The 11,752-nt window shown below is 59.5% G+C and carries 12 protein-coding genes; 1 reads left to right on the forward strand and 11 read right to left on the reverse strand.

Annotated features, from left to right (window positions below; all coding sequences use genetic code 11):
• A partial coding sequence (locus PA598K_RS33860; protein WP_128661182.1) for a serine/threonine protein kinase occupies positions 1 to 818 on the reverse strand: 818 nt, incomplete at its 3' end.
• Positions 802 to 1,527 carry a vWA domain-containing protein gene (locus PA598K_RS33865; protein ID WP_128661143.1) on the reverse strand — a complete coding sequence of 242 codons (726 nt, stop codon included), beginning with the start codon at positions 1,525 to 1,527 and terminating at the stop codon, positions 802 to 804. The genes PA598K_RS33865 and PA598K_RS33860, both read right to left, overlap by 17 nt.
• A 196-nt stretch (positions 1,528 to 1,723) precedes the next feature.
• Between PA598K_RS33865 and PA598K_RS33870 the strand changes: the two genes are divergently transcribed.
• Positions 1,724 to 3,721, forward strand: a complete 1,998-nt coding sequence (locus PA598K_RS33870; RefSeq protein ID WP_128661144.1) for a CotH kinase family protein — start codon at positions 1,724 to 1,726, stop codon at positions 3,719 to 3,721.
• A gap of 109 nt (positions 3,722 to 3,830) precedes the next feature.
• Here PA598K_RS33870 and spoIIE read toward each other — a convergent pair whose 3' ends face one another.
• From spoIIE to PA598K_RS36810, 9 genes are all read right to left on the reverse strand, one after another.
• Positions 3,831 to 6,335: a stage II sporulation protein E gene (gene spoIIE / locus PA598K_RS33875; RefSeq protein WP_376739115.1), complete on the reverse strand. Its 2,505-nt coding sequence runs from the start codon at positions 6,333 to 6,335 to the stop codon at positions 3,831 to 3,833.
• Between the two features lie 515 nt (positions 6,336 to 6,850).
• Complete coding sequence (locus PA598K_RS33880) at positions 6,851 to 7,372, reverse strand: S1 domain-containing RNA-binding protein (protein ID WP_128661146.1); 522 nt, start codon at positions 7,370 to 7,372, stop codon at positions 6,851 to 6,853.
• Between the two features lie 146 nt (positions 7,373 to 7,518).
• The gene (locus PA598K_RS33885) at positions 7,519 to 7,836 is read right to left on the reverse strand and encodes an FtsB family cell division protein (RefSeq protein WP_128661147.1); all 318 of its coding nucleotides are present in this window, start codon (positions 7,834 to 7,836) and stop codon (positions 7,519 to 7,521) included.
• The gene (gene yabQ / locus PA598K_RS33890; protein ID WP_128661148.1) at positions 7,820 to 8,452 is read right to left on the reverse strand and encodes a spore cortex biosynthesis protein YabQ; all 633 of its coding nucleotides are present in this window, start codon (positions 8,450 to 8,452) and stop codon (positions 7,820 to 7,822) included. The genes PA598K_RS33885 and yabQ overlap by 17 nt, the downstream gene beginning before the upstream one ends.
• Positions 8,449 to 8,730, reverse strand: a complete 282-nt coding sequence (gene yabP, locus PA598K_RS33895; RefSeq protein ID WP_128661149.1) for a sporulation protein YabP — start codon at positions 8,728 to 8,730, stop codon at positions 8,449 to 8,451. Before yabP ends, yabQ begins: the two co-directional genes overlap by 4 nt.
• Positions 8,731 to 9,080: 350 nt before the next feature.
• On the reverse strand, positions 9,081 to 9,362 hold the full coding sequence (locus tag PA598K_RS33900) for an RNA-binding S4 domain-containing protein (RefSeq protein WP_128661150.1): 282 nt from the start codon (positions 9,360 to 9,362) through the stop codon (positions 9,081 to 9,083).
• 3 nt (positions 9,363 to 9,365) lie between these two features.
• Positions 9,366 to 9,638, reverse strand: coding sequence for an HU family DNA-binding protein (locus tag PA598K_RS33905; RefSeq protein ID WP_128661151.1), 273 nt, complete (start codon positions 9,636 to 9,638; stop codon positions 9,366 to 9,368).
• A 176-nt stretch (positions 9,639 to 9,814) separates the two neighbouring features.
• Positions 9,815 to 11,296, reverse strand: coding sequence for a nucleoside triphosphate pyrophosphohydrolase (mazG, locus tag PA598K_RS33910; RefSeq protein ID WP_128661152.1), 1,482 nt, complete (start codon positions 11,294 to 11,296; stop codon positions 9,815 to 9,817).
• 245 nt (positions 11,297 to 11,541) lie between these two features.
• On the reverse strand, positions 11,542 to 11,752 hold a 211-nt coding region (locus tag PA598K_RS36810), incomplete at its 5' end, for a hypothetical protein (protein ID WP_221414202.1).

Genomic DNA, 11,752 nt, shown 5'->3' on the forward strand with positions numbered 1-11,752 from the left:
CGCCCCGGCCGAGGGGCCAGCCGCTGCCAGGCCGCTGCAGCTTCGCGGCTATCGGCGTGGCCGCCCTGCAGCGCCTTGCGCAGCCAGCCGGCAAAGGGCCGCAGTGAGGCGTTGCTCTGGATCAGCTTCATTAGCTCCTCCGCGACCCGGTTCTGCGGCAGCAGCGTCCGCGTCAGCTCGGCCAGCCGCTTGCCCTCGAACAGCTGGACGCAGAGCACCGCATACGAGAACAGATCGTACTGCGGATCGGCGGTGCGCGAGCCGGCCGACCAGTAGCCGCGATCGTAGATCTCGGTGAACTGGCGGACGCTCTTGCCGATTGCCGTGACGCCGCCGTAGTCGACGAGCTGGGCGCGGCCGTAGTCGCCGACGAGCACATTCTCCAGCTTCAGGTCGCCGAACACCCACCCCGACGCATGCAGCGCCGCCAGCTTGCCGAGCAGATGATAGCCGACGAGCGGGAACCACTCGGCCCCCTCCTTATGCAGGTAATCGGCCAGCATCAAGCCCCGGACATAACGCATCACATAGAAGGGATGCTCCCGGCCATCCTCCCCCAGATAATCGTCGACGTCGACGAGGAAAGACTCTTCACCTTGCTGGCGCAGGGCGAGCGATTGCAGCACATTCACCTCCGACTGCAGATCGACGGCGTCCGAGCCGACCTTGAACGCATACCGGACCCGATCCCGCTCGACCAGGTAGACCCTGCCGTTGGCGCCTTCGCCGAGCAAGCGCTCGATCCGATAGCGATGCCCCTTCCACTTGCCGACGATGATCGCACCGTTCGCCAGCCTCGGTTCAACCGACGTTGCCACTCCTCATCCCATCCGTTTCCTCTCTATTGTCTCTACCATACTTGTCCTCGCGATAAAAATCAATCACATGCATAATCGCCGGCCCGGTCGGCGTCGTCCCCTGCATCGTAATCTTGGCGAATAACGACGGCAAACCGGCGGCGCTGTCCGTCCATTCCAGCACCTGGGCGCACTCTGCGCCATGCCGGGAGCCGGGAAAGCGGAAGACGCTGATCCGGCTGCTGCCCTGCCTCGCTTGCAGACTGAGCATCAGATCCTGGATCGCCTCTTCGACTGCCTTCATCTTGGACTTCATACTCGCGCTCGTATCGATCAAGAGCGCCACCTGCAGCGGAGATGTCTCGCCGAGCTCATCGATGACTCGCACCACCTCGCCCCGCTTATCCGGCGGCAGCTCCTCGATCGAGGCCGTCCCGAACACTTGCTGCAGCTCCTTGTTCACCGCGCTCTGGATCGTATGCATCACCGTCTTGCGGGTCATCATCTGCACCGTGCGGGCCAGCTCGCGCAGACTGACCATCCGGCTCAGCCCGCCGCCAGCGCGAGCGATCTCATGGATCTCCGGTGCGCCATAGTCCTCCGCCTCGTCCTGGTCCAGCACGCCGACGACATTAACCGTGATGCCCTCCGACTGGGCATGCGCGGCCGCAACTACCGGACTGACGCCGACATTGGAGCAGCCGTCCGTAATCAACAGGATTTGTCTCATGGCTTATGCCTCCATTCCTTCTCCATATAGGCTAACTCTATCTACCAGCATGCCCGGATCTGCGAGGGTTTAACCTGTACGGGGCCGGCGTATAAGAGGACAAAGCGCCTGACAGCGCGGTCATTGTTAAGTTTTGTTTAAGGTTCGTTGACTACGATAGCCGGGAACAAACCACGATGAGGAGGCGATATTCGTCATGAAGACAAAACTGGCCAAGACGTTTGCAATCGGCGCGCTCGCCGTAGCGCTATCCGTAGCGCCCCTGTCCGCTGTCGGTCCGACGCCGACCGCCGACGCGGCAGAGCAGGGCGTCTCGCAGCCCTACGAATCTATTTTTGCAGGCGACCGTATCATTGATGTGAAGGTAACGATTGAGGACGAAGACTGGGAGAGTATCCTGGCAAGTCCGCTAGACAAGGATTATAAGTCTGTCACTGTCGAGGTTGACGGCAATGTGCTCGAGAACGTCGGCTTCTCCACCAAGGGCAACCTGACCTTGCGCTCGGTAGCCAGCATGGAGGACTCGGATCGTTACAGCTTCCGGCTCAAGTTCGACAAGTTCGACAAGTCACAGACGCTGCTCGGTTTGGATAAGATGGCGTTGAACAACAACTATTCCGATCCCTCCTTCCTTCGCGAGTACCTGCACTATGAAGCGCTGCGCGCGATCGGGCTCGACGCGCCACAGACCGTATTCACCAACCTGTACATCAATGGCGAGCTGTACGGCTTTTACCTCGGTGTAGAGGCCATAGACGACAGCTATCTGCTGCGCAACTACGGCGAAGACTATGCGGATGGCGTATTGTACGAGGCCGATCAGGGGACGACCTTGCTGTATGAAGAGGACGGCGCGTACAAGACGCTGACCGAGGACCTCGGCTCCGATCCGGACAAAGCGCTGCTCCGGCAATTCATCCAGACCTTAAACGAGATGCCAGACGGACAGAAGGGCGACATCGAATCGGTGCTGAACGTCGACTCCGCGCTGCAATATATCGCAGCCAATATGGTGCTCGGCAATTATGACAGCTACAACAGCGCCATGGGCCATAACTTCTCGCTCTACAGCGATGCGAAGGGCGTCTTCACCGTGGTGCCCTGGGACTTCAACATGTCGTTCAACGGCTTCCCTGGCGGAGGCGGACGCGGGGGCAGTGGGACGCAGACCAATACGACTGCGATCAACGTCTCGATCGACGAACCGGTGCTTGGCGTGGCGATGGAGCGGGTGCCGTTGATCAACAACCTGCTGCAGGTGCCGGAGTACAAGGCCAAATACTTGACGTATGTATCCGAGCTGGTCGATTACCTCGCAGGCGTAGAAAAACGGGCCAACGAGCTGGCCGACCTGATCCGCCCATCGGTGACCGCCGACCCGACCAAGTTCTATACGATGGAGCAATTCGAGTCCAATCTCGTGTATGATGCGAACGAGCAAACGTCAGGCGGCATGGGCATGTTTCCTCCTGACGGGTTCGATGGGATGACGCTGCCCGAGGGCTGGACGCCAGGCGCAGGCGAGGGCTTGACGCCGCCCGAAGGCTGGACGCCAGGCGCAGGTGAGGGATGGACGCCGCCTGAAGGCTGGGTGCCAGGCGACGGCGGAGAGGGCGCATTCGTTCCAGGACAAGGGGGCTTTGGCGGCGGTGGCGGCCTGATGACAGCAGGCTCGCTGGTCACCTTCGCGCTCAATCGTCTGGCGAATCTGCAGGAGCAACTGGGCCTCGAGGTGATCGATCTGCCGCAGGCCGATCCGACGACGACAACCCCCGCTGCGCCGACAGAGACAACCGCAACGCCTCCTGCAACGGAAACGAAGGGCGGCATCGGAGTGACGCTTGGCGGGACATCCTTGCGCTTCGGCGACCAACAGCCTGTCATCGTAGATGGCCGTCTCCTGGTGCCGCTGCGCGAGTTGATCGCCGCCCTAGGAGGCACGATCAACTGGGACGCGACGACGCGCACCGTCTCATGGCTGGTCGGCGATACCAAGATCGCACTGCCGATCGGACAGAAGACAGCGACCGTCAACGGCACACAAGTAACGATCTCTGCGGGAGCCGACATCCTGAACGGCCGAACGCTAGTGCCAGCACGCTTCATCGTCGAGACGCTCGGGATGACTGCTAACTGGGACCAGGCTGCACAGCAGCTGACGATCACTGCGACAACAGACAGCCCTGCCGCGTGAGCCTTGCAGGTGCCGGAGCCATATAACCAATGAAGAGACTGCATCTTCGCCCAAGGGCAAAGAGCGCAGTCTCTTTTTATTTCGCCTTAGCTATGAATCCATCGATCCTCTAGCTGACCGTACGCGGACGCTCGAATCGCGAGACGCCCGGCCATCGGAAGGTCGCCCACTCCGGCTGATGCTTGGCGACGCGCGCGACGACAACCGTCATATCGTCGATGATATCGCCCTCGTGATACCGGACGACGGTCTCGAGCAGACTGTCGGCGATCTGCTGCGGCTCCTCGACCTGGATCTCCTGGATGACCCGCTTCATCCACATCTCCTTGTTGACGGCATGTCCCGGCGCGTCGAAGATGCCGTCGGTCATCATGATCAGCGTATCGCCCGGCTGCAGCTGGATGCGGATCAGATCGACCTCGATATCCTGCAGGATGCCGACGGGCAGATTGTTCGCGGAGACGATAATCACCTCCTGGCCACGCTTGATGAAGCTTGGCGTCGAGCCGATCTTCATAAACGTCGTGCGCGCCGTATACATATCGATGAGCGCAACGTCGACGGTCGCGAATACTTCGTCGGAGGAGCGCAGCAGCAGCACCGAGTTCACCGACTTGATCGCCAGCTTTTCGTCCATACCCGACTGCAGGAGCTGCTGCAGGATCGTCAGCGCCGTGCTGCTCTCCATCCGAGCCCGCTCGCCATTGCCCATACCGTCGCTGATCGCCACAGCGAACTTGCCGTTGCCGAGCTCCACGGTGCTGAAGCTGTCGCCGGAGAGCAGATCGCCGCCCTTGGCAGCGCCGGCCACGCCGGTCTCGATCTCGAACTCCTTGGCCGAGCCGAACAGCACCGACACCGGCTTGCCTGTCTGCTCCGGCGGAATCTCGGCCTTGACCGCGATATGCTCACCGAGGATATCGCTGAGCAGCGGCGCGATGATCTTGCGGCACTCGTCGTAGCCCTTGCCGAAGCTATGGCCGATCTCGATCTCCACGTTGCCCTCCTCCAGACTGATGATATCGACGCTATGGATCGACAGTCCGAGCCCCTCGAGCGCCTCGCGGATTTGCTCCTCCTGCAGATGCAGCTCCTGCCCTTCGCGCCGGATCTCCTTGGCCAGATCCTCCATCACCTGCGAGACGCCGGAGAGCTGCTCCGCTACGAGCTGACGGGACTCCTGGATCTGCTGCTTGTAGTGCTGGTCGTGCTTGTACAGCTCATACTGTTGCCCCATCACGCTCAGCACCTGATGCGGCCGGACGCAATGGACCGACCATTCGCGCGGGATATCCTTGTTGCCTGGTCGCCGCTGATCCTCGATCGTCTGCATCATCTCCGTCATCACCTTGTAGGTCTGATAGAACTTGCTGTCCCAGCACATGCTCTTGCGGTGGCAAGTGGCGCATGTCTTCTCGGCGACGGCATTCATGAAGTGACCGACCTGCTCCTCCCGCTTCGTCTCTACGGTCATCTCCTGCGAACCGAACTGGCCAAAGCTGCGCGAGAGCTGGCGGAACACATCGGAGAACTGGGTCACCCGCTGCGCCGTCACCTCGCGGACGCGCTTGGCATACTCATGCTGCGACTTGGCATGCTCCTGCGTACCCGGCACGTAACGGGCGATCGTCCGGGTGATGCTGCCCGGCGTCAGCAGGAACAGCACGGCCGCCGTCACCGACGCCCAGGTCGAGGCCATCACATCGCCCTGCGTGCCTATATAGATCGAGAGGATCGAGGTGCCGAGCAGCATGCCGAAGGCGACGGCCGGCTTGCCGCCCTCGCGGAGCAACCCGGCGAGCAGGCCGGCAAAGGCCAAGATGCTCATCTGGGCCACGCTGTGCAGACTGGCCAGACTGAGGATAAGGCCGACGACGATGCCGACCGATGCCCCTAGCGGCGCGCCCCCCGCCAGCGCAAACAGCAGCAGCAGATAGCGCGACATCACCTGCTCGATCGACATCCCGCTGATCACCCAGCCGACCAGACCGGTCATGACCGCCGCCAGCATGATCATGAGACAGATGATCTCTTCATGCTTGAGCGAGGCTGTCTTCTTGGACATGGTGAATACCGGCAGCGCCTGGACAAAGACGAGCGTCAGGACGAAGCCGAGTCCCGCCTCGACGCCGACCATCGTCAGCTGATACCAGCCCAGTGTGTCAGCGATGACGACGCCGAATAGCTTAACCAGCAGCGTCGAGATGAAGACGAGCAGCGGCGCATAGGACAGCTCGGCCTTCTCGTACGCCTCCATCCCTTTGACGAGCAAGAAGAACACTGCCAGCTCCAGCGCGATCCAGACTGGCGCCGGCGCGATTGCAAAGAAGCTGCCCGCGACGAGCGAGACGGCGACCGACCGGTACATATCCCGTCTCATAAAGTAAATGACGGCAAAGTAGGCCACGGCAAAAGGGGTCAGTGTCTCCAAAATCATCGCGCGACCGAGCAGGAAGCCGACAGCCATCAGCAGGAACATCCACTTCTTTGCCGCCAGCAGCTGCAGCAGCCGCTTGCCTCCTGCCCACTCCTTGCTCCGCTGAAGCATCATCTTGAGACGGCTTGTCCGCTTCACTGTCCCGGGAAACATCACCAGATTATGCTTGTCCATTATGAGACACCACCATTTCCGATTTTGTAGTGCCTCTAATTATAGGAGCTTGTCCGTATGAAGTTTGTCAGAACACGCCCTGCGGCCAAAAGTTTTTTCCGACAAAAACAAATCGGCCTGCGCGCATCCGCCGCGTCGGCGCGCGCCCTTGCCCGACGTGCCCTGCCGCCGACCGGACGCCGGCAACGACGGGCCCGATTCTACAAAAACCGTTGACGCGCCCTTCCCATCGTCTTGTAAATGCTCGTCCTAACGTGTCGGAGTTCCGATACCACGCAGGTATATTAGCGAGTTTCGGAGCATATGCATGTCACGCTCGATTATTCCTCTTTGCTTACGCGCGCTCACCCTTTCTCAGTCATCCCGTCGCTCATCCCTGCGCCAAAAAACGGCAAAGCGCTGTGGCGAGCGTTACAGTCATGATGACTTATGGCGCTCTCGCCTGTGGACCAGGCATTGCGGCTTACGACATCAAAAAAGCAGAACCCTAAGGTTCTGCTTGACTGGTTATTTAAAATTTAAACTCGTTTGGCGCCGCGGCCTCCGCGTTTGGACTCGGTATTCTTCTTCAGAGACGAAATTCGCTCTTCGCTATCTTTTAGGAAGCGAGATACTTTATCCTCGAAAGTAGGTTTGCCAAAAGACGGTTTGCCATATGGCGGCTTGCCGGAATTGGATTTGTACGGACGTCCTCCGCCTCCGCCTCCTCCTGTGCGAGGGAAACGGTCTCCGCCTCCTCCCGGACGTGGTCCACGGTCTCCGCCGCTGAATCGCTCACGCTGCGGGGGCGCTTGGCCTTCTGGCCGGTCGATCGCCTGTTTAATGGAAAGTCCGATCTTTCCGTCTTTGTCCACGTTGATCACTTTGACTTTGACAATGTCGTCAATCTTCAGATGATCCTTCACGTCCTTGACGTAGTTATCGGCAATTTCCGAAATGTGAACTAGCCCCGTGACACCTCCCGACAAATCGACGAATGCCCCGAAATGCGTAATGCCTGTCACTTTGCCCTCTAGTTTGGCTCCCACTTCAATTGCCATAGAATAAAATGTTCCTCCCTAAAATTTTTGCGAAGCAATGCCTGCTTCGAAAGCGAGGCCTGATTCATCAAAGGTGCGGCGATTGCTAAGCCTTACCGTGATTATACCCGATGCCCGGAAGCAAGGTCAACAGACGTTCACCCGTTTCACTCTTCGGGGACCGTCACCTGAATCGGCGTTTCGCCCGGCTTGATCAAGCCGTATTGTTTGCGAGCAAGCTCCTGGATATACTCCTCATCGCTCAGTCGCTCCATCTTTTGCTGGAGTTCAGCACTTTTTTGTTTGCTTGCCTGGAGCTGTTGCTCGATAGCCAGCAGCTTGGTGTCCGTCGCAGTCTGACGCTCCGCTTGGCCGATCATCGTATACGCAGCCCAGCCCGCGAAGAGACAGACAGCCACTACCCATAACTTGAGCCTCCGCTTCGTCCCTGCGTATGCGGTTTGCTTGTTATCCGCTGCTCCCATCGTCTCCTGCCCCCCCAAACCATTTGTTCCATCGTCCCCGTACCCGACTTGTCCACTCTCGCCAACGTCCGGCAAGCTCCAGCTTGCCTATCCAAGGGCCAATCGCGCGCGCCGCAGGCCGCCAGAGCGGCCCCAGCACCCATCTCAGGATTAGCCAAAACGGTTTTAGCAATTGTAGCACAATTCGAAAAAGCAAAACAGTGAAAGCCAGCACAAACCCCGCCATCACGCGCAGCAGCTTGCCCAGCAAAAACAGCGGCTTCAGCACAACCCAATCCAGACAGTTAAGAAACAACCTCCAGATGCGCTGCAGCATGTCCATTAACCATACCACAAAAGCAATCACGGCTGAACTGAAGAGCCAAAAATAGAACCCGATACCTAGTAATAGGCCCAGAAACACATAAAATCGCAATTCGCCTTCGTTGCTTGCCGCAAGCACGCGAAAGACGACGAGCGTCGCCGCCAGCCAATAGAGAAGGTCGAGCACCGGCACAAGCCATCGACCGATCCGCAGACGGTTCGACACGACCCGATAGCCGTCGAATGCCGCTCCCATCCCGACACCGGAGAGCAGCATCATGGCGAGCGTCAGGAACTGAACGCTCAGGCTCACTTGAACAGCTTCCCGAGCAGTCCTTTGGTCTTGGGCGCGGCTTGCCCGTCGAGATATGCAAGCGAATGAACGAGTCCTTCAATCGCCACCAGTCCTTGCTCAAGGCTGAGATGCTTGATATGCAAATCCTGCCCTTTGATCGTCAAAAAGCCGCAGTCGGTCTCCAGCAGGAATTCCTCGCTGTCGAAGCTCTCCACGTTGCTGACCCCGGAAATCTCGAGGACCTTCCGATTCAGCATCTTGATTTCCTGCCGTTTGGTTTTCCCTGGCTCTGCCATAGCTTGGCCCCTCCCTTCACACTCCTAACCTATGAGAGGGGGACAAGATTTAGAACTGCCAGGTCATCCTGGCCGCAGCCGGCGGCATGACGACGGTCGGATCAACCAACTGTACGAAATATGCGCGAATACTATGCAACTATGGACGAAATGTCCACACGCGTATGCACGCGCGACCAGGCAATGGACCTTAACCGATGGATATTACCCGCATGCGGAGCGTTTGAAACAGAGGGCTAGCGCGATAATGCAATAGAAGCATCCGCAACAAGCAAAAAGGGCCAGCCAGCTAAGCTGGCTGACCCTGCGACCAGATAGCCTCAGGCTGAGGCTGTCCGCTCGAGAGTAACTTATAAAGGCCAATCGTTCTTGCTGCCGGCAGTGGATTCTTCTTTCAGCAGGGTGTACAGCTCCCCGGCCTCTTCCTTGCGAGTCGAGTCGGCGATCCGCTCGACGCGCACGGTGATCGTCTTTTGGCCAAATTGGATTTTCAGCTCGTCCCCTGGCTTGACCGCGGTGCTCGGCTTGGCGTCCCGTCCGTTGATCCATACGCGTCCCTGATCCGAGACGTCCTTGGCCACCGTACGACGCTTGATCAGCCGAGACACCTTGAGGAATTTATCCAGTCGCATGGATTACTTGACGGCGTCTTTCAGTTTGTTGCCGGCTTTGAATGCTGGAACCTGGGACTCAGGAATCGAGATTTCCTTGCCGGTCTGCGGGTTGCGACCCACACGGCCCGAACGCTTGCGCGTCTCAAACGTGCCGAAGCCGATCAGTTGCACCTTGTCTCCGCTTGCCAGAGCATCGGTTACCTCGCCCAGAAACCCATTCAATACCGATTCGACGTCGCGTTTAGTAAGTCCGCTTTTGGCGGCGATGTTGTTGATCAGGTCTGTCTTATTCATTATTGCATCCTCCTGCTTCTGAACTGGATTTGCCGGCCTCTGCCGCCGGCGCTAATGTGTTACCTGTGGACGCACCACGAATCATACTATTCTGCTCGCAAGATCATAAATCCTGCTTGCATTTGGTAATTTTTTTGAAATGAAACCGTTGCGGGTCGATGGGTAGTTTCATAGAGTTACGAGTGCTGCTTGGCTTCCTCCCACCAACGATCCATTTCTGTTAAGTCAGTCTGGTCAAAAGTTCGGCCCGCTATACGCAGCTGCTCCTCGATATATCGAAAACGGCGCATAAACTTGCGGTTCGTGCGACTGAGCGCCTCTTCCGGATCAGCATCAATGAACCGCGAGGCGTTGACCGTCGCGAACAGCAGGTCGCCCAGTTCGTCGGCGCGCTCGTCCGCCGTCCCTTCGGCGATTGCAGCGCGCAGCTCCTCCAGCTCCTCGGCGATCTTCGCCAGCACCGGCGGCAACTCGTCCCAGTCGAAGCCGACCTTGGCGGCTTTTTTCTGCAGCTTGTATGCCTTCATCAGCGCCGGCAGATCCGGCGGGATGCCATCCAGTACCGATTGAGCGGACGGGTCGATACCCTTGCGCCGCTTCTCCTCCGCCTTCATCTGCTCCCAGCGCCCCAGCGCCTGCTCGGCATCCTCGGCGTCGACGTCGCCGAACACATGGGGATGACGGAACAACAGCTTCTCGTTGAGCGACTCGATGACATCGTAGACGCTAAACGCCCCCGTCTCCTCCTCCATCTGGCTGTGCAGCATGATCTGCAGTAGCACATCCCCGAATTCCTCACGCATATGGACCGGATCGTCGTTGTCGAGCGCCTCGAGCGCCTCGTAGGTCTCTTCGATAAAATTCTTGCGGATCGACTGATGCGTCTGCTCTCGATCCCAAGGACAGCCCTCCGGGCTGCGCAAGATCGTCACGATCTCATGCAGCCGCTCGAATGAACGGTTGCGCAGCCGCTCATCGGCCGAACGCGGCACCCAGACGAGCGACAAATTGCCATAGCCCGGCGTCCGGTCCAGCTCGTAGAGCGGCACCGTCAGGATCTGCTCCTCGCCCTCTACGCCCAACGCATGGCCGATCACGACCGGGTGCTCATCCGGATAGCGCTCCATCAGCGTCAGCTTGACGTCCGAGGCTGTGTAGGCGTCATACACCTGTCCGATGACCGTGTGCAGCTGCGGCCGCAGCAGCGCAGCAGACAGCTCGGACGCGTCCAGCAGCTGGAAGCCTTCGATCGGATCAAAGCCAAGCCGCAAGAACGCTTGGTCGAGGAAGCTCTCGCCGCCCTTCACGGTCAGTGCGACGCCTGCTTGCGGACAACGCTCGCGCAGCAGCTGCACCGTGCGCTCGGCCACCATCGGATGTCCAGGCACGGCATAGACGACCGGCTGCTGCGAGGACGCCGCCTCGGCGATCAGCCGCTCCGCGATCGCTTCGTACACCTCCGGGAATGAATCCGACTGCTCATACAGCTCATCATAGGAGCGATAAGCCAGTCCATGCTCCTCGAACATCCGCATCATCGGATGCTGCGCCGTCCGCACTCGGAGGATCTGCGCCTCCTGGAGCGTCCGCCAGACGCCTAGCGTCAGTTGGTCAGGATCGCCGGAGCCCAGTCCGACGATCGTAATGGCAGGTTGCATCGCCTGTCCTCCTCTACTCTCGGGAATATATTGCTTTCCTGTCGTTCCGCGCGCATCGCTATCCCTATCATACCGAGCGAGAACAGCGCTTGTAAATGACCCTGCCTCATCTTGTCCGACGCGCGCAGTATGAGCCGGACCGATTCGGACGGGTCTGGATAGGTCTGGGTAGGTCGAGACAAGGTCCAGGCCACTCCGACCGCATCTCGCCACTCTGTCGCATCCCACTGCCCAATGAGCCGTCCTCACATCGGCTCATCCGGCGCAGCGCCGCTGCGGGCCGCTCCGGCAGACGCCGAAGGCAGCAGTCGCCAGCGCCGCAGCCAGCCGACCAGTCCTGCGCCGCCGGGCAGCCCGCGCAGCTCGTCGACGCCAAAGGCGCCGCAACGCAGCAGCGCGGCGCCATACACCACCGCGCCGACGGCGACGCCCGTCAGCGCGACAGCAGCCGCTGCC

This window comes from Paenibacillus sp. 598K (assembly GCF_003851045.1).
Taxonomy (GTDB): Bacteria; Bacillota; Bacilli; order Paenibacillales; family Paenibacillaceae; genus Paenibacillus_D.